The sequence below is a fragment of the Parapedomonas caeni genome, from assembly GCF_041060555.1.
GTDB lineage: Bacteria > Pseudomonadota > Alphaproteobacteria > Sphingomonadales > Sphingomonadaceae > CAUJIW01.
Map to the genome: position 1 here is coordinate 1 of NZ_JBEUDS010000001.1, position 24,371 is coordinate 24,371.

The 24,371-nt window shown below is 68.2% G+C and carries 20 protein-coding genes; 9 read left to right on the forward strand and 11 right to left on the reverse strand.

Translation table 11 applies throughout. The features are described 5' to 3' along the window. The 3 genes from ABU113_RS00005 to ABU113_RS00015 form a co-directional block, all read left to right on the forward strand. The coding region (locus ABU113_RS00005; RefSeq protein WP_454557409.1) for a hypothetical protein at positions 1-235 on the forward strand (235 nt) is incomplete at its 5' end. Between the two features lie 46 nt (positions 236-281). Then, entirely contained in the window at positions 282-1,466 is a 1,185-nt protein-coding gene (locus tag ABU113_RS00010; RefSeq protein WP_454557410.1) for a DUF3644 domain-containing protein, read from the forward strand. A 239-nt stretch (positions 1,467-1,705) separates the two neighbouring features. After that, a complete protein-coding gene (locus ABU113_RS00015) occupies positions 1,706-1,939 on the forward strand; it encodes a type II toxin-antitoxin system Phd/YefM family antitoxin (protein ID WP_454557411.1) in 234 nt (77 codons plus the stop codon). A 15-nt stretch (positions 1,940-1,954) separates the two neighbouring features. Here the strand turns inward: ABU113_RS00015 and ABU113_RS00020 are convergent, their stop codons facing one another. The 9 genes from ABU113_RS00020 to ABU113_RS00060 form a co-directional block, all read right to left on the reverse strand. Continuing rightward, on the reverse strand, positions 1,955-2,470 hold the full coding sequence (locus ABU113_RS00020; protein ID WP_454557412.1) for a methyltransferase domain-containing protein: 516 nt from the start codon (positions 2,468-2,470) through the stop codon (positions 1,955-1,957). 137 nt (positions 2,471-2,607) lie between these two features. Then, positions 2,608-3,882, reverse strand: coding sequence for an NnrS family protein (locus tag ABU113_RS00025; protein ID WP_454557413.1), 1,275 nt, complete (start codon positions 3,880-3,882; stop codon positions 2,608-2,610). A gap of 37 nt (positions 3,883-3,919) precedes the next feature. Next, positions 3,920-4,237, reverse strand: a complete 318-nt coding sequence (locus ABU113_RS00030) for a hypothetical protein (RefSeq protein WP_454557414.1) — start codon at positions 4,235-4,237, stop codon at positions 3,920-3,922. An 8-nt stretch (positions 4,238-4,245) separates the two neighbouring features. Then, complete coding sequence (locus ABU113_RS00035) at positions 4,246-5,040, reverse strand: peptidylprolyl isomerase (protein ID WP_454557415.1); 795 nt, start codon at positions 5,038-5,040, stop codon at positions 4,246-4,248. Further along, a complete protein-coding gene (narI, locus tag ABU113_RS00040; RefSeq protein ID WP_454557416.1) occupies positions 5,027-5,740 on the reverse strand; it encodes a respiratory nitrate reductase subunit gamma in 714 nt (237 codons plus the stop codon). The genes ABU113_RS00035 and narI overlap by 14 nt, the downstream gene beginning before the upstream one ends. A gap of 10 nt (positions 5,741-5,750) precedes the next feature. Beyond that, entirely contained in the window at positions 5,751-6,446 is a 696-nt protein-coding gene (narJ, locus tag ABU113_RS00045; protein WP_454557417.1) for a nitrate reductase molybdenum cofactor assembly chaperone, read from the reverse strand. Then, positions 6,446-7,966: a nitrate reductase subunit beta gene (gene narH / locus ABU113_RS00050; protein ID WP_454557418.1), complete on the reverse strand. Its 1,521-nt coding sequence runs from the start codon at positions 7,964-7,966 to the stop codon at positions 6,446-6,448. Before narH ends, narJ begins: the two co-directional genes overlap by 1 nt. Positions 7,967-7,978: 12 nt before the next feature. Next, a complete protein-coding gene (locus ABU113_RS00055; protein WP_454557419.1) occupies positions 7,979-11,725 on the reverse strand; it encodes a nitrate reductase subunit alpha in 3,747 nt (1,248 codons plus the stop codon). A gap of 43 nt (positions 11,726-11,768) precedes the next feature. Then, positions 11,769-14,510 (reverse strand): nitrate/nitrite transporter, encoded by a 2,742-nt coding sequence (locus ABU113_RS00060; RefSeq protein ID WP_454557420.1) that lies wholly within the window; start codon positions 14,508-14,510, stop codon positions 11,769-11,771. A gap of 239 nt (positions 14,511-14,749) precedes the next feature. On the opposite strand from ABU113_RS00060, the gene ABU113_RS00065 reads away from it, so the two are divergent. Further along, positions 14,750-15,475, forward strand: a complete 726-nt coding sequence (locus ABU113_RS00065) for a cyclic nucleotide-binding domain-containing protein (protein WP_454557421.1) — start codon at positions 14,750-14,752, stop codon at positions 15,473-15,475. A gap of 314 nt (positions 15,476-15,789) precedes the next feature. Here the strand turns inward: ABU113_RS00065 and ABU113_RS00070 are convergent, their stop codons facing one another. Both ABU113_RS00070 and ABU113_RS00075 read right to left on the reverse strand, forming a co-directional pair. Continuing rightward, complete coding sequence (locus ABU113_RS00070; protein ID WP_454557422.1) at positions 15,790-16,098, reverse strand: type II toxin-antitoxin system RelE/ParE family toxin; 309 nt, start codon at positions 16,096-16,098, stop codon at positions 15,790-15,792. A gap of 2 nt (positions 16,099-16,100) precedes the next feature. Further along, positions 16,101-16,376: a type II toxin-antitoxin system ParD family antitoxin gene (locus ABU113_RS00075; protein ID WP_454557423.1), complete on the reverse strand. Its 276-nt coding sequence runs from the start codon at positions 16,374-16,376 to the stop codon at positions 16,101-16,103. 567 nt (positions 16,377-16,943) lie between these two features. Between ABU113_RS00075 and ABU113_RS00080 the strand changes: the two genes are divergently transcribed. The 5 genes from ABU113_RS00080 (at position 16,944) to ABU113_RS00100 (ending at position 24,345) form a co-directional block, all read left to right on the forward strand. After that, positions 16,944-18,065 (forward strand): NAD(P)H-dependent flavin oxidoreductase, encoded by a 1,122-nt coding sequence (locus ABU113_RS00080; protein ID WP_454557424.1) that lies wholly within the window; start codon positions 16,944-16,946, stop codon positions 18,063-18,065. A 9-nt stretch (positions 18,066-18,074) separates the two neighbouring features. Then, positions 18,075-20,240 (forward strand): acetate--CoA ligase family protein, encoded by a 2,166-nt coding sequence (locus ABU113_RS00085; protein ID WP_454557425.1) that lies wholly within the window; start codon positions 18,075-18,077, stop codon positions 20,238-20,240. After that, complete coding sequence (locus ABU113_RS00090; protein WP_454557426.1) at positions 20,230-21,018, forward strand: enoyl-CoA hydratase-related protein; 789 nt, start codon at positions 20,230-20,232, stop codon at positions 21,016-21,018. The genes ABU113_RS00085 and ABU113_RS00090 overlap by 11 nt, the downstream gene beginning before the upstream one ends. Continuing rightward, on the forward strand, positions 21,006-23,276 hold the full coding sequence (locus tag ABU113_RS00095) for an acyl-CoA dehydrogenase family protein (RefSeq protein WP_454557427.1): 2,271 nt from the start codon (positions 21,006-21,008) through the stop codon (positions 23,274-23,276). The genes ABU113_RS00090 and ABU113_RS00095 overlap by 13 nt, the downstream gene beginning before the upstream one ends. Positions 23,277-23,448: 172 nt before the next feature. Next, a complete protein-coding gene (locus tag ABU113_RS00100; protein ID WP_454557428.1) occupies positions 23,449-24,345 on the forward strand; it encodes a LysR substrate-binding domain-containing protein in 897 nt (298 codons plus the stop codon). Positions 24,346-24,371 lie beyond the last annotated feature (26 nt).

Consider the following 24,371-nt stretch of genomic DNA (forward strand, 5'->3'; position numbering starts at 1 on the left):
TGCAAACTCCACCATAACGATGAACCCGGTGGCCACCAGCGACGCCGCATTCCGGGGTGGGGCATGCCCCACCCCGGAATACACCATCGCCTACACCGGAAATTACACCACGAGCGCGGACGCTAACGGCGAGGCCGTTATGGCATTAGCGGTGATCGTGCAGCGGGAAGGCGGGCCCCAAGGGCATTTCGAAATGTTGTCAGTCTGTTGGGAGATATCTAGTGCCGGTCCGTAGACGAGGTAACAGGCTAGAGCGTTGGGAGATATCCCTGATAAAGGCGATGATCGCCGATGGTCGCTGGCCGAATGACCAAGATATTCTAGCCTATTTCACGCGTCCCACCCGGTCGATCAATCACCGTGCCATCGCCGAAATTCGCACATCTGCAAAACACGCCGGCGTTCGTTCCGCTACAGCGGATGACCTTAACGCCTTTTTATCATGGTGGCCAGAAGTCGACGCTGAAACCGGTTTGTCCCTATGTGGTGACGAATTATTGATAAAAGCGCGCGAGGCCATGATCGCGGCGGTTCATATTTTCAACAGCGCCGGACTGACCTTCCGGGCCGAATTGTTCATCGTCACGGCCGTTATTGCCTGGACCTATCTGCTACATGCTTGGTTCAAACGTGAGGGAATCGACTATCGCCACACGAAAAATCAGAATGGTCAAAGGGTGGTCATCACTACGCACAATGGTGCGGATAAATTCTGGGACTTGAGTCAGTGTTTGAAGTGTGGACGGTGCCCGATCGAGCACGGCGAAAAGGATAATTTAAATTTTCTTCTCCAATTAAGGCACGAGATCGAACATCGATCGACCAATCGAATTGACGATACTATCAGTGCTAAGCTCCAAGCCTGCTGTATCAACTTCAACGACGCGATTAAACGCCTATTCGGTTTGCAGTACGCTCTTGAACGCCGCCTGCCGATAGCTTTGCAATTCGTAGCCCTCAGTCCAGATCAGCGCGCGATATTGAAGAAGGGCGGTGGCCTGCCACGTAATGTCGAGGCCATGCTGAGTGGGTTCGAGAGCCATCTGACGCCTGAACAGCAGGCCGATCCGCGCTATGCTTTTCGTGTCTTCATGGTCGGCCGCACGGCCAACCGCTCCTCGGGCGCTGACTTGGCTGTCGAAATCGTGCCTCCCGGATCGGAAGTGGAACAGAAATTTAACATCGCTCTTAAAGAGGTCGAGAAGAAGAAATATCTGCCCGGCGAGATCGTGCATCAGATGAACGCCGAGGGTTGGGATCTATTTAATATGCATAGTCACACCAAGCTTTGGAAGAATCTGGATGCCAAGAATCATAATAAAGGCTATGGTGCTGTAGCGGTCGGGCAGACTTGGTGCTGGTATGATAACTGGATGAACCGAGTTAGGGAGGAGTGTACGCAAAATCCACATCTTTATCGGACAATGAATGCGCTACCAGAAGCGGCAAATGTTAATGGCGAGTAGATATATTGAGGACGGAATTATTGGTGGCGGCGAACTCAGAATTCTCCGGCGATGGCCTGCCATGGAACTTTCATCCAGCCCTGAGTGGAATTTCCGGGGACGGGTTTTCCGAGGATAGTATATTGATTCTTGCCCACCCCCGGTTGCCATCGGCGCGCCATCGCCGGGTGCCAAGCCGCCCTCAGGGCATCCCTCGTCGGCCCTCGTATCTCGCAATATGGTGAGCTAAGAAGCTGCCCATGGCCCGGTTCTCCGTATCGGACGCCAAGACCAACCTGTCCGGGCTGATCGCTGACGCGCTGGCCGGCGACGAGGTGGTCATCGCTCGCGGAAACGTGCCGGTGGTGCGGCTGGTGCCGGTGGTGCCGCGCGGCCGTCGCTGCTTCGGGGCGCTGCGGGGCAGGATCGCCATGGACGCGCGCTTCAACGAGCCACTGCCCGACGACGAATTTGGCGACTGGGCGGTCGGCTGAGGCCCCCCTCCGCGCTCACCCCACCCGGCCGGTGATGGTGCGCAACGGCCAGCTGACGGTGCGGACGGTGTCGGCCGCAGCGCCCCACAGCGGCGCCAGCGTCCCGGCCAGCGCCGGCAGCGGGTCGCGGCCGGTGGCGTTGCGGTAGCGCTGCACCGCCGACCAGGTGGCGAGGTAGCCCATGAACTGGTCCAGCGTCCAGGCGGCGGTCATGGTGAGGGCGGGGAAGGGCACTTCGGGGAAGCGGCGGGGGATGGTGGCATAGCCGGTCTCGATATGCCGGCGGTCGCCTGGCCAGTAGGGGCCGATGTCGCCCTGGTAGAAGGCCAGCACGGCATCGTCGATGGCGGCGTCGATGCTGGCCAGCTCATACATCACCGCGACGAACAGGCTGCCCGGCCGGCAGACGCGCGCCACCTCGTCGTAGAAGCGCGGCACATCGAACCAGTGCAGCGCCTGGGCCACCAGCACGGCGTCCACGGTGTTGCTGTCCAGCGTCGAGGCCTCCGCCGTCGACACCGAATAGTGCACCTTCGCGATATCAGGAGACAGTATACTGATTAATGTTTTGTCGGGGTCTTGGATGTCAGTAAGGGTATTCCAGAGACGGTATATCGAGTTCCCGTCGCAGCCCTTGGGCTGAACCGCCGCCCGCTGCCCGGCGGGGCTCAGGCGCCGGCGCGCGGGCGCAGGAAAATCGGCGCGTAGGTGACGACGAACAGGCCGAAGCCCAGCGACCAGGCGGCGGCGCTGATCTGCAGCGCCGTCAGGTAGGGCAGCGGCAGCAACGGCGCCGCCACCCGCAGCGCCGCCGCGACCAGCACCAGGGCATAACTGGCGCGCACCGCCCGTCCGGCGGTCAGCGCCCGGCCGCTGTGCCCCAGCGAGGCGCGGGTCATCACCGCCAGCGTCATGGTGCCGATGGCGCCGGCGGTCCAGGCATGGAGGGCGGCGGTGGTCAGGTCGCCGTGGCCGAGGCTGGCGATGCCCAGCAGGATGAAGCCCGCCGGTATCCAGGCGTATCCCAGGTGCAGGATGAGCACCAGCGCCTCGCCGCCGGTGCGCCAGCCGCGCCATCGCGCCAGCCGGGCCAGATGGGCGAGCCCGACCGCCACGAACAGGCCGGCGACCATCATGCTGGCGAGGGTCGGGCCGGTCAGGGCCGCGCCGGCGAGGCCGCCGGAGGCGGCGCCCGCGATGTCGAACGCCCAGCAGGCCAGCGCCGCCATCGTCGCCGCCAGCACCAGCCGGTCATAGCGATCGAAAGGCCGGGCCGGCCGGCTGTCGCCCTGTTTCAGCAGCCAGTTGGTGGTGAAGCTGGGCACGATGCGCCCGCCGATCAGGCTGATGAGGCCCACCAGCACGGCGACGCCGCCGCGCCAGCCCAGCCCCTGGTCGGCGACGATGCCCGACATTTCGAGATGGCTGAGCCCATTGGCAAGCGCGAGGACGCCGATCAGGACGCAGATCGGCAGGTTTCGCCAGTTGCGCGCCGGCACCACCTCGCGGATGACGAACAGATCGAGCAGGATCAGGAAGGCGGCATCAACGCCCGCCGCGATCCAGGGCTGCGGCGGCGTGCCGGTGAGCAGCAGGACGCGGCCGGCCAGCCACAACAGCGCGAACGCCGCCAGCGGCGCGCCGGCCAGCGGCAGGCGGCCGGTCCAGTTGGGAACCGCCGTGAACACGAAGCCGGCGACGACGGCGCCGCCGTAGCCGAACACCAGTTCATGACGGTGCCAGGCCAGCGGATCGATGGTCTCCGGCAGCGCCAGCACGCCCGACAGGACGGCGATCCACAGCGGCACGGCCAGACAAGCCCACACGCCGGCGCCCAGGAAAAACGGGCGGAAGCCGCCGCTGAGAAAGGGCGATTGCCCGCGGGCGGCGCGGCGGGGGCGATGTTGGACGGGACGGCGGGCGGGAGACAGGGAAGCGGTCATGGCGAAAGTCCTGTTGCGTCGGCGGGCGGGAACGGGGTCAGGCCGGCGACATTGCCGCCTGGTCCAAGTCAGTCCGGTCCATGTCAGTCCGGTCGAGGCCGCGCGTGATCATGAACCGCAGGGCGTCGCGCGTCGGATCGCTGCTTTGCTGGAGAACGCCCATCAGTTTGAGCCAGTCGTCCGGCGGCGCGTCCTGGGTGAAGCCGACGCAATAGCGCGCGGCAAGCGCCATCGGGTCATGGTTTTGCCGGGCGCCGGCCGCGTGCAGTCGGGTCATCAGCGGCGTATCGTCGCGCAACAGCGCGTGCAGCAGGTCCGGCTGTTGATCCAGATGCGCGAGAATCTCGCCGAGCATGACCGGACCTACTGCACAAGAGGCGAGTCGGGCCCGGCCAGGGCAACACCCTCGATCACGGCCGCCGCCGCCAGCCGCTGGACATAATGCCGGCTGGCGACCTGCCGCACCCGCTCGTCGAGGAAGGCGGCGATCGGCGCCGCCACCAGATCGAAGGGCAGCACGGCGCCCTCGACCCGCCTGTCGAGCCGGACCACGTGGACGCCATAGCGGGTTTCCACCGGCGATGGCGCGATCACGCCCACCGGCAGTGTTGCCAGCGCCCGCTCGAACTCGGGCACGGTCTGGCCGGGGCCGATCTGCCCCAGCGCGCCGCCGACCCCGGCCGACGGGCAGTCGGAGTGGGCGCGGGCGAGGTCGGCGAAGCGCTCCGGCTGCGTTCGCAGCAGCCCGATCAACCGCGCCGCCTCGGTGCGGGCAACCGCCCGGGCGGCGCCGTCGCGCGGATCGCAGGCGAGCAGGATATGCGCCGCCAGATGCAGATCGGGCGACCGGAAACGCGCCTGGTTGGCCTCGTAGTAGCGGCGGCATTCGTCAGGGGTGGCGCTGGGCACCGCGACCTGCTGCTCGATCAGCCGCCGGATCAGGGCCTCCTCCGGGGTCTCCTCGCGGCCGTCGTCGTCGCGCGCCGGCGCCGCCTCAACGCCCAGCCGCGCCGCCTCATCGAGCAGCAGCTGCCGGATCACCAGCGCCATCGCCGCCTGGCGCCGGGCCTCGATCAGCGACGCGGCGGGGTGAAACTGGGCCTCCTGCGCGATGGCCGCGCGCGGGATCTCCCGGCCGTTGACGCTAACGGGTCGCATGGGGCCGCCCGATCGTGCCGGCGGGCTTGCGGGTGCGGACCACCTGATAGCCGCGACGGCCCAGATACCACACCGGCGCGCTCAGCATGTGCACCAGCCGCGTGAACGGAAACACCAGGAAGATGGTCAGGCCCAGCAGCAGGTGCGCCTTGAAGATGGGGTGGGCATCGGCCACCAGCACCGCCGCGTCGGGCCGCAGGGTGAGGATGTGCTGCGCCCAGGTCATGAAACGGACCATCTCGTGGCCGTCGAGGTGGGTCGCCGAGATCGGGATCGTCGCCAGCCCGAGGGTCAGCTGCGCCCACAGCAGCAGCAGGATGGCGATGTCGGAGACGCTCGACGTGCGCCGGATGCGCGGATCGAACAGCCGCCGGTGGGCGAGCAGCGAAATCCCGATGAAGCAGGCGACACCGGCGATCCCGCCGGCGACGATGGCGAGCAGCTGCTTGGCGCCATGGCTGATGCCCAGCGCGTCGAACACCTGGATCGGCGTCAGCAGGCCGAAGAAATGGCCGACGAAGATAACCAGGATGCCGACATGAAAGAGGTTGGAGCCCCAGATCAGCTGGCGTCGCCGCAACAGCTGGCTGGAGCCGCTGCGCCAGGAATATTGCTCCCGCTCGAAGCGGATGATGCAACCCAGCGCCATGACGCTCAGCGCGATGTACGGGTAGACACCGAACAGCAGCGTGTCGAGCATGTTGACCTCCTCAGGCGCGTGTCACCGGGTGTGGGGGCAGGAAGGGTGGAACATCGGCGGATGCCGGGCATGCCGGGCCGGGGGCGCCGGCGCCGCCCATGAAGGTGACGGCGGCGTCCTCCCAGGCGCGATCGAGCGCGGCAAGATCGGCGGGGTCGTCCTCGTGCGGCGTCACCAGCGGCTCGACCCCGGCCGGCGGCGACTCCGCCAGCGCGCACAGCGCCTCGAAAACCGCCGCGTAGGGACTGTCTCGTCGCGCCAGCCGGGTGGCGAGCGCGTCGAGGATATGGGCCGTCTGCCCCAGCAGCTCGGCGGCGGCGTCGCCGGGCAGCAACGACAGGAACTCCAGGAACAGCGGCAGATAGTCGGGCAGTTCGCGTTCGGTCATCGCCAGGCCGTGGCGTTCGTACAGTGCCAGCAGGTCGGTCATTGCCTGGCCGCGATCGCGGCTCTCGCCGTGAATATGCTCGAACAGGTGCAGGGACAGCGACCGGCTGCGATCGAACAGCAGGACGTAATTTTCCTGCAACGTGTAGAGATCGTCGCCGGCCAGCCGCACGACAAGGGCGTCCAGGGCCCGCCGGGTGCGACGGCCGAGGCCGGCCTCCTCGCGCACGCAAGCGGCAATCGCCGGCAGCGCCGCCTGAAGCTCGTCGGTGGGGTAAAACAGCAGCGCCGCAAGCGCCTTGTAGACCGGACGTGGCATCACCGCACCTCCATCGGCGTGCGCGCCCGGCGCGGCTTGCCGAACAGCGTCGGCGCGGTCTCGCCACCGGAACAGCCGTTGCCGAAACTGAATCCGCAGTCGCCGCGCAGCGCATAGGCATCCTCGCCGGTCTCGCGGTGGGCGGTGGGAATGACAAAGCGGTCCTCGTAGTTGGCGATCGCCATGATGCGGTACATCTCGTCGATCTGGGCGGGGGTCAGACCGACGCGATCGCACAGCGGCAGGTCGATCCGGCCGGCCAGCGTCCGTGTGCGCATATAGGCGCGCATGGCCAGCATGCGCTCAAGCGCCCGCACGACCGGCGGCTCGTTGCCGGCGGTCAGCAGGTTGGCGAGATAGCGCACGGGGATGCGCAGGCTGCGAACGTCGGGCAGCTCGTCGGCGAGCGCGATCTGGCCGGCCTCGGCCGCCGACTGGATCGGCGACAGCGGTGGCACATACCAGACCATCGGCAGCGTGCGGTATTCCGGATGCAGCGGAAACGCCACCTTCCACTCCATCGCCATCTTCCACACCGGCGAGCGGCGGGCGGCCTCCAGCCACGCGTCCGGCACGCCGTCGGCGCGCGCCTGCGCCCGCACCGCCTCGTCATGGGGATCGAGAAACACATCGAGCTGGGCCTGGTGGAGATCGGCGGGGTCTGGCGTCGCCGCGGCTCCGGCGATGCGGTCGGCGTCATAGAGCAGCACGCCGAGATAGCGGATGCGCCCGACGCAGGTCTCGGAACACACCGTCGGCTGTCCGGCCTCGATGCGCGGATAGCAGAAGATGCACTTCTCCGATTTGCCGCTCGACCAGTTGTAGTAGATTTTCTTGTACGGGCAGCCGGACACGCACATCCGCCAGCCACGGCACTTGTCCTGGTCGATGAGGACGATGCCGTCCTCCTCCCGCTTGTAGATCGCACCCGATGGGCAGGCGGCGACGCAGGTGGGGTTGAGGCAGTGCTCGCAAAGGCGTGGCAGGTACATCATGAAGGTGTTTTCAAACGCGCCGTAGATGTCTTTCTCGACGCCGGCGAAATTGTAGTCGGCCGATCGCTTGGCGAACTCGCCGCCCAGTATCTCCTCCCAGTTCGGCCCCCAGTTGATCTTTTCCATGCGATCACCGGTGACCAGCGAGCGCGGCCGGGCGGTGGGCGCGGCACGGGATTCCGCCGACGCCTGGAGGTGTTCGTAGTCGAAGGTGAAGGGTTCGTAATAGTCGTCGATTTCCGGCAGGTCGGGATTGGCGAAAATCTTGGCGAGAATCCGCCATTTCGACCCCATGCGCGGCTCCAGGCCGCCACCGCGGGTGCGGCGCCAGCCGCCGTTCCAGCGGTCCTGGTTCTCCCAGTCGCGCGGATAGCCGATGCCGGGCTTGGTCTCGACATTGTTGAACCAGGCGTATTCGACGCCTTCCCGGTTGGTCCAGACATTCTTGCAGGTCACGGAGCAGGTGTGGCAGCCGATGCACTTGTCGAGATTGAGCACCATGCCGATCTGGGCGCGAATTTTCATGGTCGTCTCTCCTCAGCGGACCGGTGCCGCGCGATTGCCGGCCGCCGGCGCGCCTTCAAGCCAGTCGACGAACGGCAGTCGCCGGACGATGACGAACTCGTCGCGGTTCGACCCCACGGTGCCGTAATAGTTGAAGCCGTAGGATTGCTGGGCATAGCCGCCGATCATGTGGGTGGGCTTCAGCGTCGTTCTGGTGACGGAGTTGTGGATGCCGCCGCGCTGGCCGGTCACTGGCGACCCCGGCGTGTTGATGATCTTTTCCTGCGCGTGGTACATGAACAGCGTGCCTTCCCGCATCCGCTGCGACACCACCGCGCGGGCGACCAGCGCGCCGTTGCTGTTGTAGGCCTCCACCCAGTCGTTGTCGGCGATGCCGGCCCTTGCCGCGTCGACCTCGCTCAGCCAGACCACCGGGCCGCCGCGATTGAGGGTCAGCATCAGCAGATTGTCGGTGTAGGTGGAATGAATGCCCCATTTCTGGTGCGGGGTGATGAAATTGAGGATGACCTGCGGTCCGTCGCCGCCGCGCGCCTTGATCTCCGGCGAGATGGAACGGGTGTCGATGGGCGGACGGTACACGCAGAAGCCCTCGCCGAAGGCCCGCATCCACAGGTGATCCTGATAGAGCTGCTGACGGCCGGTCAGCGTTCGCCAGGGGATGCGCTCGTGCACGTTGGTGTAACCGGCATTGTAGCAGACATGTTCGGACTCCAGACCCGACCAGGTGGGTGAGGAGATGATCTTGCGCGGCTGGGCGACGATATCGCGGAAGCGGATCTTCTCGTCCTCCTTGGGCAGCGCAAGATGGCGATGGTCGCGCCCGGTTGTCTGCGACAGCGCCTGCCATGCCTTGACCGCGACCTCGCCGTTGGTCTCCGGCGCCAGCGCCAGGATGACCTCGGTGGCATCGACGTCACTGTCGATACGGGGCAGCCCCTCGGTGGCACCGGGCTCGCTGACGGCGCCGTTGAGCCGCTTCAGGAACTCGACCTCGTGCTCGGTGTTCCAGCCGATACCCTTGCCGCCGTTGCCGAGGCTGGTCATCAGTGGCCCCAGCGCGGTGAACCGCTTGTAGACATTGGGGTAGTCGCGCTCGACCACGGCAATCTGCGGCATCGAGCGACCCGGTTCGGGAGGCGCGTCGCCGCGTGCCCAGTCGGCCACGTCGAGCGGCTGGGCGAGTTCGCCTGGCGTGTCGTGAAGGATGGGCGACAGCACGACGTCGGTTTCCACGCCCAGCACTTCGGGTGCCACCAGCGAGAATTTGCGGGCGATGGCCTTGTAGATGTCCCAGTCGCTGCGGCACTCCCACAGCGGATCGACCGCCGCCGTCAGCGGGTGGATGAACGGGTGCATGTCGGAGGTGTTGAGGTCGTTCTTCTCGTACCAGGTGGCGGTGGGCAGCACGATGTCGGAATAGACGCAGGTGGTCGACATACGGAAGTCGAGCGTCACCAGCAGGTCGAGCTTGCCCTGTGGCGCCTCGTCGTGCCAGGCCACCTCGCGCGGCCGCGTCTGGCCGGTTTCTCCCAGATCCTTGCCCTGCACGCCGTGGGCGGTGCCAAGCAGGTGCTTGAGGAAATATTCGTGGCCCTTGCCGCTGGAGCCGAGCAGGTTGGAGCGCCAGACGAACATGTTGCGCGGCCAGTTGTCGGGATGGTCGGGGTCGGTGCAGGCAAAGCGCAGCGCCCCGTTGGCGAGCTGGGCCGCCACATGGGCCTTCGGGTCGCCGCCAGCGGCCCTGGCCTCGCGCCCGACATCCAGCGGGTTGCGCTGCAGTTGCGGCGCCGACGGCAGCCAGCCCATGCGCTCGGCACGCACATTATAGTCGATCAGGCTGCCGTCCCAGTCGCCGGCGGGCGCGGTGGGCGACAGGATGTCGTCGATGCGCAGGGTCTCGTACCGCCACTGGTCGGTGTGGGCGTAGAAGAACGACGTCGAATTCATCTGGCGCGGCGGCCGGCTCCAGTCGAGCGCGAACGCCAGCGGCAGCCAGCCGGTCTGTGGCCGCAGTTTCTCCTGGCCGACATAGTGCGACCAGCCGCCGCCGGACTGGCCGACGCACCCGCACATCACCAACATGTTGATGATGCCGCGGTAGTTCATGTCCATGTGGTACCAGTGATTGAGGCCGGCCCCCAGGATGACCATGGACTTGCCCCGGGTCTGCTCGGCATTGCTGGCGAAGGCGCGGGCGGTGGCGATGATCTGCTGCCGCGCGACGCCGGTGATCCGTTCCGCCCACGCCGGCGTGTAGGGCACCATGTCGTCATAGTCGCAGGCCACGTGCTCGCCGCCGAGGCCGCGATCAAGGCCGTAGTTGGCGACCAGCAGATCGAACACGCTTGCCACCAGCGCATCACCGTCCGCCAGCGCCAGCCGCTTCACCGGCACCCGGCGCATCAGCACGTCGGGGTCGTCGGTGCCGGCGAAGTGATCGTGCTGCAGATTGCCGAAATAGGGGAAGCCTACTTCCACCACATCGTCGCGGATGTCGATGAGCGACAGGCGCAGCGCGGTGTCGTCGCCGCGCCCGGATTTTTCCTCCAGATTCCACTTGCCCTGTTCCCCCCAGCGGAAGCCGATCGCCCCGTTGGGCACGACGAGGTCACCGCTGCGTTCGTCATAGGCGACGGTCTTCCAGGCGGCGTTGTTGGTTTCACCCAGCTGGTGGGTGAAGTCGCTGGCGCGCAGCAGGCGTTCGGGCACCAGTCGCCCGTTCCGGTCGGGCGCCAGCCGGACCAGCATCGGCATGTCGGAGTATTGGCGCACATAGTCGCGGAAATAATCGGGCTGCCGGTCAAGATGGAACTCCCGCAGGATCACATGGCCAAACGCCATGGCGAGGGCGGCGTCGGTGCCCTGTTTGGGGTGAAGCCACAGGTCGGCGAATTTCGAGGCTTCCGAATAGTCGGGGCAGATGACCACCGACTTCGCGCCCTTGTAGCGGACCTCGGTGTAGAAATGTGCGTCCGGGGTGCGGGTCTGCGGCACGTTGGAGCCCCACAGGATCAGAAAGCCGCTGTTGTACCAGTCGGCGCTTTCCGGCACGTCGGTCTGCTCGCCCCAGGTCTGCGGGCTGGCCGGCGGCAGATCGCAGTACCAGTCGTAGAAGCTCATGCAGACGCCGCCCAGCAGCGACAGGTAGCGGGAGCCGGCGGCGTAGGAGACCATCGACATCGCGGGGATTGGCGAAAAGCCGACCACCCGGTCGGGGCCGTGGCGCCGGATGGTATAGGCGTTGGCGGCGGCGATGATCTCGGTGATCTCGTCCCAGTCGGCGCGCACGAAGCCGCCATGGCCGCGAATGGAAATATAGGAGTCCCGCACGGCCGGCGTCTCGACGACCGAGGCCCAGGCCGCCACGGGCGTCAGATTGGCACGGGCGGCGCGCCAGGCCTTGAGCAGGCGACCCCGGATCAGCGGGTATTTCACCCGGTTGCCGCTGTAGAGATACCAGGAGTAGCTGGCGCCGCGCGAACAGCCGCGCGGTTCGTGGTTGGGCAGGTCGGGGCGGGTGCGCGGGTAATCGGTCTGCTGGGTCTCCCAGGTGACGATGCCGCCCTTGACGTAGATCTTCCACGAACACGAGCCGGTGCAGTTGGCGCCGTGGGTGGAGCGCACCACCTTGTCGTGCTGCCAGCGCTGGCGATAGCCGTCTTCCCAGCGCCGGTCCTCCCGCGTGGTGACGCCGTGGCCGTCGGCGAACGTCTCCGGCAGCCGGCGGAAGAAGGTGAGGCGGTCAAGCAGGTGGCTCATGGCTCGGGCTCCGTGGGGATGGTCCGCTGGGCGAGGGGCGCGGCTACTGCGCCGGTTGCGGCGACGGGGGACGGGCGGGCCTGCTTTCGATGTCCCACAGCAGGCTGCCGCGGCGCACATACAGCGCCCAGGTCAACAGCGCGCAGCTGGCGTAGAAAATCAGGAAGCCCCACAGGGCGGCGTCCGGCGCGCCGGTGAGCGTGATCGCCGTGCCGTAGCTCTTGGGGATGAAGAAGGCGCCGTAGGCGGCGATCGCGGACGTGAAGCCGGTGATGGCGGCGGATTCCTTTTCCGCCTGCCGGCGCTGGTCGTCGGGCGCCTTGTGCGGCTCCAGCCGCGCGATTTCCTTGCGCATGATGTTGGGAATCATCTGGAAGGTGGAGGCATTGCCGACGCCGGTGAGGAAGAACAGCACCAGGAAGCAGGCGAAGAAACCGGCGAAGTTGGCGAGATGCAGGAAATAGAGCACACCCAGCACGCCGCCGATCAGGCCCGCGAATACCACCAGCGTGACGCGCGCGCCGCCGAAGCGGTCGGCGATCCAGCCGGTGGCGGCGCGGCTGGCGGCGCCGACCAGCGGCCCCACCCAGGCATAGGCCAGCGCGTTGACCTCGGGGAATGTCGCCTTGATCAGCAGCGGCAGGGCGGCGGAAAAGCCGATGAACGAACCGAAGGTGCCGGTGTAGAGCCAGCACATCAGCCAGTTGTGGCGTCGGGTGAAGATCACCGACTGCTCCGCGAACGACGCCTTGGCCGAGGCGATGTCGTTCATGCCGAGCCAGGCCAGCAGGCTGGACGCGATAATGAAGGGAATCCAGACGAAGCCGGCGTTCTGCAGCCAGAGCCGGGTTTCAACGCCCTTGTCCAGGCCCGTCAGCGGCTCGCCGCCCAGGCTGCCGAACACGCCGGCGGTGATCACCAGCGGCACCAGGAACTGGACCACCGACACGCCGAGATTGCCGAGGCCGGCGTTGAGCGCCAGCGCGTTGCCCTTTTCGCTGCGCGGGAAGAAAAAGCCGATGTTGGCCATCGACGAGGCGAAGTTGCCGCCACCGAAGCCGCACAGCAGGGCGAGGCCGAGGAAGACGATGTAGGGCGTGTCCGGGTTCTGCACCGCCATGCCGATGCCGGCGGCGGGCAGCAGCAGGGACAGCGTCGACAAGGTGGTCCACAGCCGGCCGCCGAAGATCGGCACCATGAAGGAATAGAAGATGCGCAGCGTCGCCCCCGACAGGCCGGGCAGAGCCGCCAGCCAGAACAGCTGGTCGGTGGTGTAGTCGAAGCCGACCAGCGGCAGCTTGGTGACCACCACCGACCACACCATCCAGACCGCGAAGGCCAGCAGCAGCGCGGGGATCGAGATCATCAGGTTGCGCCGGGCGATGGCGCGGCCGCCGGTCCGCCAGAAGACGGGATCTTCCGGCCGCCAGTCGCCGAGCGCGCGCGGCCCCAGCCTGCCGGCCTGGGCCGGCCCGTGCACGGGCTGCATTTCCGGCAGCTCGGGCAGCGCGGTGATGCCGATGCCGCGTTCGGCCGCCCGCCGTTCCATCTGGCGGATGGACACGTGCATCCAGACCAGCGCCGTGGCGACGAGCAGGAACAGCAGCATGAAGCAGCTGGTCCAGATGCCGGTGGCGTCCAGCAGGGCGCCGAAGGCGATCGGCAGCAGGAAGCCGCCCAGGCCGCCGATCATGCCGACCAGACCGCCGACGGCGCCGACATGGTCGGGGTAATAGACCGGGATATGCTTGTACACCGCCGCCTTGCCGAGCGACATGGCGAAGCCGAGCGTGAACATCAGCACCAGGAACGGCACCAGGCCCATGGCGAGCGAGAAGCGCACATCACCGCGGAGGGTGTGCACGCTGTACGTCGCCGGCGGATAGGCCAGCAGGAACAGGCAGAGCCCGGAGACGATGAAGGTGAAGTACATGATCGAGCGGGCGCCGTAGCGGTCCGACAGATGGCCGCCATAGGCCCTGAACAGGCTGGCCGGAATCGAGTAGAGCGCCCCCAGCATGCCGGCGGCGCGGATATCGACCTTGTACACGTCGGTCAGATAATGCGGCAGCCATAGGGCCAGCGCGACGAAGGCGCCGAAGACGAAGAAATAATAGAGCGCGAACCGCCAGACCTGGATGTTCTTCAGCGGTTCAAGCTGCAGCAGCGTGCCCGGAGCCCTGCGACCTTGCGCGCGCATCCGCAACGTCTGCGGGTCGTCGCGGGTGGCCAGCCAGAAGATGATCGCCATCACCACCAGCGCCGCGGCCCAGATTTCCGCAACCCGCTGCCAGCCGAACGCCACCATGACGAACGGCGCCAGGAACTTGGTGACGGCGGCGCCGACATTGCCGGCCCCGAACACGCCCAGCGCCGTGCCCTGCTGCTGGGGGGGGTACCAGCGCGAGACATAGGCGATGCCGACCGCGAACGAGCCGCCGGCGATGCCGACGCCCAATGCCGCGACCAGCAACTGGCCATAGCTCTGGGCGTGGGTGAGCGCCCAGGTGGCGGCCGCCGCGGCCAGCATCACCAGGGTGAAGACGCGTCGCCCGCCATACTGGTCGGTCCAGATGCCCAGCACGACGCGGATCAGCGAGCCGGTCAGGATCGGGGTGCCGACCAGCAGGCCGAACTGCGTGTCGCTGAGGCCGAGTTCAGCCTTCAGTTCGATGCCGATGATGGCGAAGATCGTCCAGACGGCGAAGCAGACCGTGAACGCGAGCGTGCTAACGCCGAGAATGCGGGATGGCTCGCCCGGTCCGGCGCCCTCGACATGATCCATGTTGCCCTCCACCGGCCTGCATGTCAGCGGCAGATGACCGATGTTGACGACAGCGAAGATCGAGATGAATCAGGAATTTGGCTGTCGGGAAAAATGCAAGCGGCCAGTTGATGACGGGGGCATGCAGGGCGCGCCAGTGTATGTGACGTTCTTGCGTATGAGGGTTTGCCTACTTGATTCTCATCAAGTGGTGCTGGAAACTGGCGGCAGCGGAAATGGAATAACACGAGAGGCTGCCCATGCGTTCCGACGATATGCCGCTGATTCGCGATCTGCCGCTGTTCCGGTCGATGGACGACTCTTCGTTCGAGGAGATGGCGGGTCTTGCCTATCTGCAGCGTTTTCCGCAGGGCGTCGATCTGATCACCGAGGGCGATCCCGCCGATTTCCTCCACGTCGTGGTTGATGGCAGCGTCGAGCTTTTTGCCGGCTGGAACGACCGCGAGGCGAGCATGGCAGTGGTCGTGCCGGTGAACACCTTCATTCTGGCAGCGGTTATCCGTGACAGTCCCTACCTGATGTCGGGGCGCACACTGGAGGCTTCCCGCCTGCTGCTGATCCCGGCGGAGGTCGTGCGCAAGCTGTTCCGCACCGACAGCGGCTTTTCCCGCGCCATTGTCGATGAACTGGCGGGCTGCTACCGCGGCCTGGTGCGGGAAAGCAAGAACCTGAAGCTGCGCAGCAGCATCGAACGCCTGGCCAATTATCTGCTGGCCCAGCAACGGGCGCAGGGCGAGCGGGAACACGTCACCTTGCGCTACGAAAAGCGCGTGCTGGCGTCATTGCTCGGGATGACGCCGGAGAATCTCTCCCGCGCCTTCGCCACCCTCGGGCCCTATGGAGTCGAGGTGGACGGACGCACCGTCCGCCTCAGCAAACCCCGGGATCTGCGGGTTCTGGCCAAGCCATCGCCGCTGATCGACGGGCGCGGCGGCGACTGGGGCGCCAACCGGCCGGATCATTGACCGGCCACGGGTATACTGACCTGATTGCGGAAATCCCCCCGGTCCGCCATGAGCCCCGGATCGCGTGTTGGCCGTCATCCCCGGGCTTGACCCGGGGATCCGCGGAGCAGGTTTCCGGCCGCGTCGCCCTGTCCGGTCGGAGCAGTCTCGGCGTGGATGGCCGGGACACGCCCGGCCATGACGTGAGGAACGCGAGAGAACAGGTATACTGTCCCCGGGAAATCCCCCCACTGTCCCCGGAAATCAGTCCCCGGAAATCCCGCCCGGAAATCCCGAAGATCGGGGCGCGGCGACGGTTCGGGATCAAACATGGATCAATGCTCCGAGAGAAGGCCCTGCCAGTTCTGGCCGCCGTAATAGAAGCCGAGAATGATCGCCTGCTCGTCGGTCACCGTGAAAGCGATGGTCACGCGCCGCTCAAAGCCCACGGTGCGAAGGCCGGGGCGAATATCGTCACGCAGCGTCCCGCGTTCGGAAGCGATATCGAAGCCGCGCACATAGGTCTCAAGCCGGTCGATATAGCCAAGCGCGATGTCGGGTGATGCGGCGTCGGCAATCCATTCATACAGGGATAGAAGATCGGCCCGCGCTTCGGGCGATAGAATGACAATGCGGCGCTTCACGTCTAGCCTTTCGTCCGCTCCGCATGACGGGCGCGCACGCTGGCGAACGCATCATCGACGCTGACGCCGCGCGAAGGATCGGCTTTCATGGCATCGAAACTCGGAGCCACCTGATGCTGGAGCCAGCGCCCGATCGCCTCATCTCGTTCTTTCAGAGCGCGGATACCGGCACGGACCACTTCGCTCGCCGAGGCATAATCGCCCGCATCGACCTTTGCGTCGATAAACGCCGCCTGATCGCTCGGCAGGCTGATGGTTCTTTTCTCGATGGTCGCCATGATGCACCTCCAATGTCCATCATATCATGCGGTATGAATTATTCATACCGCAAAGTCGATAGGGTAAGTGCCTCAATTACCGGGAATATGCCCTAAGAACGGCTTCTACCCCTCATATCGAGGATTAAGCCGATGGTGGAGATAGGAAACCAAACTTTCGGGGACAGTACGCTCATTTCGATTTCCAGTGCGATTTCCGGGGACAGTGCACCATTCAGGCCGCATTCCCGGCGAATGCCCGGAGCGGCTTTCCAATAAGTAGTCCTCCGCCCCCCGCCCGTTGATTGCGGTTTTGGCAACAATCGCGTGCGGAAAATCCGTTTGTCCGGCGTGGCAGGCGCGCTCATGCTGTTCCCCGGTCGCCAACGCAGGGCGACAACGCAGGTCGCCAACGCGCAGGGCGCGCGGGATGCGCGCGGTCATCAAAACAGCGCGCGGGATGTGCGCGCATCAGAACAGCGCGCGGCGTGCGTCTTACAAGAGCAGCGCGGGGCGTGCGCGCCCATCGCGCGGGATCACAACGGGATCGGCGAAAAGCCGGGCCGAACGGAACGACAGGGGAGGGTTATGGAGCCGATCAGGAGTCTCGTCGGGGCGGAGTTTCCGCTGTTCGCGTTCAGTCATTGCCGCGACGTGGTGGCGGCGGTCAGCCGCGCCGGCGGCTTCGGCGTGCTGGGCGGCAGCAGTTTCACGCCGGAAACGCTGGAACAGGAACTGGCGTGGATCGACGCGCATGTCGACGGCAAGCCCTACGGCGTCGACATCCTGATCCCCGAGCACCAGACGCTGGGCAGCGATGTCGGCATCGACGCGCTGCTGGCGCGCATCCCCACCGGCCACCTCGACTTCACCGTCGACCTGCTGGCCCGCCACCAGATCAAGGCCGGCCGCGACGACGTGGTGACCCGCGATCTGCCGGCGACCCTGCCGGAGGTGGGCGAGGCGTTGATGGACGTGGCGTTTCGTCACCCGATCCGGCTGATCGTCAACGCGCTGGGCATCGCGCCATCGTCGATGATCGCGCGGGCCCGCCAGGCCGGCGTGCCGGTGGGTGCGCTGGTGGGCGCCAGGGAACACGCCATCCGCCAGGTCAACGCCGGCGTCGATCTCATCGTCGCCCAGGGCGGCGAGGCCGGCGGCCACTGCGGCGAGGTCTCCACCCTGGTGCTGGTGCCGGAGGTGATCCGCGCCATCGCGCCGATCCGCCCGGTGCCGGTGCTGGCGGCCGGCGGCATCATGACCGGCGGCCAGATGGCCGGCTGCATGGCCATGGGCGCGGCCGGGGTATGGACCGGATCGGTGTGGCTGGCGACCTCGGAGGCGGAAACCGGCGAGGCCTTCCGCGACAAGATGATCGCCGCCACCTCGCGCGATACCATCCGCTCGCCCAGCCGCACCGGCAAGCCGAGCCGGCAGCTGAAATCCGCCTGGCACGAGGCGTGGGACGGGCCGGCCAGCCCCGGCGCGCTGCCGATGCCGATGATGTCGATGATCAGCCTGCCGACCTTCCGCGCCATCGACAAGGCGGCCGAGAGCGGCAACGCCAAGGCGCGCGAGCTGGTGAGCTACTGGGTCGGTCAGGGCGTCGGGCTGGTGGACAGCGTGCGCTCGGCGACCACGGTGGTGCAGGAGTTCAAGCAGGACTTCGCCGACGCGGTGGGCCGGCTGGTCGATCTGGCGGGCGCGTAGGCGGGGGCGATGGGTACGGTTTCCGCTTCTGAAAACACTGGCGCCGCAGCCGGCGGCGACCATCCGCTGGCCGGGCTGTTCGCGCCGCGCGCCATCGCCATCGTCGGCGCCTCGGCGACCTCGCCGTGGACGCAACTCACGCTCTCCGGCCTGCACGGCTATGGCTATGAGGGCGCGGTCTATTGCGTCAGCCGGTCGGCGGCGTCGGTCGGCGGCTATCCGGGCTTCCCCTCCTGCCAGGCCATCGGCCGGCCGGTGGATGTCGCCTTCCTGTGCGTGCCGCAGGACGGCGTCCTGGCCGCGCTGGACGACGCGGCGGCCGCCGGCATCCGCAACGCGGTGGTGCTGTCGTCGGGCTATGCCGAAGTGGGCGGGGCGGGCATCGACGCGCAGGCGGCGCTGCTGGCCCACGCCCGCGCGCGGGGGATGCGGCTGTGGGGGCCCAACACGCTGGGCTTCAACAACATCGCCGCGCGCGCCTCGGTGTCGGCGATCCCCGCCGTGCTGCCGGTGCTGTCGCCGGCGCTGCTGCCGGCCATCGCCATTGTCAGCCAGAGCGGCGCCACGGCGTCGGAACTCTATGAGTTCGCCCACAGCCAGAATATCGCCACCAGCTTCGTTGCCGCCACCGGCAACCAGGGCGACATCACGCTGTCGGACGTCATCGATTATCTCGTCGACGATCCACGGACGCGGGCGATCGCGGTGTTCGCCGAGACCATCCGCGATCCGGCTGCCTTCGTCGCCGCCTGCACCCGCGCGCTGGCGCACGCCAAGCCGATCGTCATGCTGAAGATCGGTCGCAGCGAACTGGCCGGCGCGGTGGCGATGGCGCACACCGGCTCGCTGATCGGCGATGACCGGGTGTTTTCCGCCGTCTGCGAACGGCTGGGCATTGTGCGGGTGTTTTCCGGCGAGGCGTTGATCACCACCGCCGGGCTGCTGGCGGCGACCGGCCCGCTGGCCCGGCCGGGGCTGGCGTTCATGTCGATCTCCGGCGGCGCCTGCACGCTGGTCGCCGACGGCGCCGAGGCGGCCGGCGTTACGCTGCCGGCCTATGACGGGCCGACCCGCGCCGCGCTGGCCGAAGCGCTGCCGGGCTTTGCCGCCGGGCTCAACCCGCTCGACATCACCGGGGCGGCCGTGCGCGACCCCGGCCTGTTCGAGCGGGTGATCCCGCTGGTGGCGGGCGCGGCCGATGTCGGGCTGGTGGCGGTGGGGATGACGGTGCCCAACGGTGCCGGTCAGGGGCTGCCGGACGCGCTGGCGGCGATCGGCCGGGCGGTGGCGGTCACCGAAACGCCGGTGGTGCTGGTGCAGACCTGCATGAAGGCGCTCAACGATCTCTCGCGCGAGGCCATCGCCGACAACGGTCTGCCGCCGGTGATCACCGGCATCGAGGCGATGCTGCACGCCGTCGGCCGGGCGATGTGGTGGTCGGCGCGCAGCCGTGCCGCGCCGCCGGCGCTGCTGCTGGCCGCGCCGCCGGCGCACCCGACCGACCGGCTGGCCTCGGAGCGCGCGGTGCTCGACCATCTGGCGGCGGCCGGCGTGCCGGTGATCCCGGCGACGGTGGCGACCAGCCGGGCGGCGGCGGAGGCCTTCGCGGCGGGCCAGACCGCGCCGCTGGTGCTCAAGGTGCTGTCGCCCGACATCGCCCACAAGACCGAGGTCGGCGGCGTGCGGCTCGATGTGCCGCCGGACCAGGCGGGCGCGGCCTACGACGCGCTGCTGCGGGCGGTGCGGACGGCGCGGCCGGCGGCGCGCATCGAGGGCGTCATCCTGTCGCCGATGCGCCGGGGCGGGCTGGAGCTGCTGGTCAGCGTCAGCACCGATGCCACCTGGGGGCCGGTGCTCACCGTCGGGCTGGGCGGCGTGCTGGTGGAGGTCCTGGCCGACGCGGTGGTGGCGCCGCTGCCGGTGACCCGCGCGGACGTTGCCGACATGCTCGGGCGGCTGCGCGGCGCGCGCCTGCTGCGGGGCTTTCGCGGTGCGCCGCCGGCGGATCTCGACCGGCTGGCCGATGTCATCGTCGCCATCGCGGCGGCGGCGGTCCGGCTCGGGCCGGGGCTGGCGTCGCTGGAGATCAACCCGCTGCGGGTGGATGGCGCCACGGTGGAAGCGCTCGATGGCCTGGTGGTCTGGCAGGATGCGGAGGAAACCGATGAACACTGAGAGCGATGACGCGCCGCCGGTGACGCTGGAGCGGCCGGCGCCGCATGTGGCGCTGATCCGGCTCAATCGGCCGGCGGCGCACAACGCCATCAACGCCGCGATGGCGGCGGCGATCGAGGCGCATGTGGCGACGGTCGAGGCGGACCCGCAACTGCGCGTCGGCATCGTCGCCGCCGCCGGGCCGACCTTCTGTGCCGGCGCCGACCTGAAAGAGGTGGCGGCCGGTCGGGCGCAGCTGCTGGCCCGGCCGGAGACCGGCTTCGCCGGCTTCGTCTATGCGCGCAAGACCAAGCCGTGGATCGCCGCCGTGCAGGGCGCGGCGTTCGGCGGCGGCTTCGAGATCGCGCTGGCCTGCGACATGGTGGTGGCGGGCGAGGCGGCCCGTTTCGGCCTGCCGGAGGTGTGCCGGGGGCTGATCGCTGGCGCTGGCGGCGTCTACCGGGTGGCGCGCGCGCTGCCGCGGGCACTGGCGCTGGAGCTGGTGACCACCGGCGCGCCGATCGGTGCGCGGCGGGCCTATGAGGCCGGGCTGGTCAACGCCGTGGTGCCGACCGAGGCGGTGGTCGACGAGGCGCTGCGGCTGGCCGGGCTGATCAGCGCCAATTCGCCGCTGTCGGTGCGGGAGTCGCTGGCGGTGACGCGCGCGGCCGTCGACGGCGACGAAGCGGCGCTGCGCCAGCGCCAGGACGCGGCGATCGCCCGCGTGCTGGCCGGGCCGGACATGATCGAGGGCGCGACCGCCTTCGTCGAGAAGCGGGCGCCGCAATGGCGCAGCTGAACCCCGTGGCGGGCGACGCGACCGACGCCGCCGGCGACCTGCACGATCTGCTGCGGGAGTCGGTGCGCCGGCTGCTGGCGGCTCCCGATGCGGCGGCCGCTGCCGCCAGCGACGACCCGGCGGCGCAGGCGGCGACGTGGGAGCGGCTGGTGGCGCACGGGCTGAACACGCTGGGCCCCGACACGCTGGGCCCCGACACGCTGGGCAGCGACCCGGCGGCGCCCGATCTGCCGGCGATCCTGCTGGTGATGCAGGAACTGGGGGCGGCCGGCTGCACCGCGCCGCTGCTGCCGGCGGTGCTGGCCAACCTGGCGCTGGGCGCGGCCTCGCCGGCGCTTGCCGGCGCGCCGCTGGCGTTCAGCTTCGGCAATGGCGATGGCGACCGCAACGCCGGCACCGTGCGGTGGGCGGACGGCGTGCTGCGTGGCCGCCTGCGCTTCGTGGCGCATCTCGACATCGCCCGCACGCTGCTGGTGCTGACGCCGGACGACCGGCTGTGCGCGGTGAACGTCGCGGCGCCCGGTGTGGTGGTGACGCCGACGCCGGGTCTCGGCCGGCCGGTGCTGGCGGATGTCAGCCTCGACACGTCGCCGGTGGCGCACTGGCCGCTGGAGGGGGCGCAAGCGCAGGCGCTGCAGCGGATCGCCCGCCTGTGCCAGGCGGCCCGCGCGTTGGGGGCGGCCCGGCGCGGGCTCGATCTGGTGCTGGAGCATGTCCGCCTGCGCCGGCAGTTCGGCCAGCCGATCGGGCGGTTCCAGGCGGTGCAGCACAAGCTCGCCACCAGCCACATCCTGCTCGACGGCGCGGCCCTGCTGCTGGCCGCCGCCGGGGACGCGCACGCGACCATCCAGGCCGACGGCGGGGCACGCTGGGCGCTCACCGCCCGCGCGGCAATCGCCTTCTGCGGCCAGCATCTGCGGCAGGTGGCGCTGGAAACCCAGCACTGCTTCGGCGCCATCGGCTTTGCCGAGGAGCATCCGGCGGCCCGGCTGTTCCGCCGCATCCATGCCGACGTCGCCTCTCTGGGTGGCGTGGTGGCGGCGCGCGCCGATCTGGCGGCGCTGCTGCTGGACGGCCCGGACGATCCGTTCGCGGCCGCCGACGCGGCGGGCGACACCGCCGCCGAGCTGCGCGCACGCCTGCGCCGCTGGCTGGACGACAACTGGACCGAGGCCGACCGGCGCCGCAACCGCGGCGTGCCGTTCGCCGACCGGCACTGGGATACGGCCTTCGCGGCGACGCTTGGCGCGGCGGGCTGGACGGCGCTGGGCTGGCCGGCGTCCGCCGGCGGGCAGGCGGCCTCACCGCTGGAGCAGCTGGCGTTCTCCGAGGAACTGGCGCGGGTGGGCGCGCCCGATGGCGCGGTGGTGGCATCGAGCCGTCTGCTCGCCCCGGCGCTGATCGCCCATGGCAGCCCGATGCAGCAGGGCACGTTGCTGGCCGGCATCCGCGCCGGCACGGTGAGCGCGTGTCTGGGCTACAGCGAGCCGGAGGCGGGCTCCGATCTCGCCAGCCTGCGCACCCGGGCGGTGGCGGACGGCGCGGATTTCATCATCAACGGCCAGAAACTGTGGACCACCGACGGCCACCGCGCCACGCACATGATTTTGGCCGCCCGCACCGACCCGCAGGCGGCGACGCCGCATCAGGGCATCAGCCTGTTCATCCTGCCGATGGATACCCCGGGCATCACCGTGCAGCCGATGATGGCGATGTATGGCCATCCCTTCTGTTCGATTTTCCTCGACGATGTGCGGCTGCCGGCCAGTGCGTTGCTCGGGCCGCTGCATGGCGGCTGGGCGGTGCTGGCGACGGCGCTGGCGGCCGAGCGCATCATCATGGGCGCCTTCGCCACCCAGCTGCGCGATCTGCTGCGGCGGCTGGTGGCGGCGGCACGGCGTGACGGTCTGGCCGGCGACGCGGTGGCGCGGGATCGGCTCGGCGGCCTGGCGGCGGAGGTGGAAGCCGCCCGCCTGCTGTCGGCGCGCGCCATCGCGCTGAGCAGCGAGACGCGGCCGCCGCTGGTGGAATCGGCGATGGCCAAGGTGTTCGCCAGCGAGCTCGCGCAGAGGCTGACCGAGACCGCCATCGACCTGTTCGGCCTGGCGGCGACGCTGGAGGACGACGCGGCGGATGTGCCGGCGGATGGCCAGGTCGACCAGCTGCTGCGCAAGTCGATCATGATGGTGGTGGGGGGCGGCACCAATGAAATCCAGCGGTCCGTCATCGCCCAGCGCGGGCTTGATCTGCCGCGCTGACGCACTACGAGTTCCCAAGGAGCCTTGGCCGGTACGTGGTTCGCCGCGTGCCGGTCTTTTCTTGGGCGTGACCGCGCCCACGCGAGAAGGATTGCGCCACGCCCCGACTGTGGCAGGATGGGGTGGACCGATCGGCCGGCAAGAGCCGATGGCGCACCGGGGGAGACACGCCATGGCATCGCAGAGGCTGCCGTCGCTCAAGGGCATTGAAGCGTTTATTTCAGCCGCGCGGGCATCAAGCTTCCGTGACGCCGCCGAGCAGCTGCACCTGACGACCTCGGCGATCAGCCGGCGCATCCAGTCGCTGGAGGAGCAGATCGGCGTGGTGCTGTTCGAACGCAATACCCGTTCGGTGCGGCTGACGGCGGCGGGGCAGGACTATCTTCAGCTGCTGATGCCGGGGCTGGAGGCCATTCACAACGCCACCCGGACGATCCAGCACGGCCCGCAGGAAAATTACGTCCGCGTCGCCTGTTCATCGATGATCACCAGCCAGTGGCTCAACCCGACGCTCGCCGGCTTCCGCGAGCGCTGGCCGGATGTCAGCATCGAGGTCTATGCCCTCGATCCGCTGCAACTGAGCGCGATGACGGTGACCGATCTCGCCATCGCCACCATCAACGACGGCCAGGCCAGCGCCGGCGCGGTGCGTCTGTTCGGGATGACCTATTTCCCCATTTGCAGCGCCGAGTTGCAGGACGCGGTGCCGATCCGCGCGCCGGCGGATCTCTATGGCGTGCCGCTGATCGAATCCGGCGCGGCGCGCGATGCGTGGCCGATGTGGTTTCGCGCCGCAGGCCTCACCGGCTTTCCCTCCAAGGGCACCATCATGATCGAGGATACCGGCGCCTACATCGAGGCGGTGATCCAGGGGCTCGGTGTCGGGCTGGGCAGCGAGGAACTGACCGGCGAGAGCCTGCGGCGCGGCAGCATCCGTCGGCTGTTCGACGTCACCTGCCGCTATCCGCGCGGCGTCTATCTGCGGCGCAGCGAGAAGGCGATGGCGCGCCCGTCGGTGCGGGCGCTGCACGACTGGCTGGTGCAGGCGGCCGGCCCGGTTGTCCACTGAAGTTCAGGCCGGCCCTGGCACGGGCG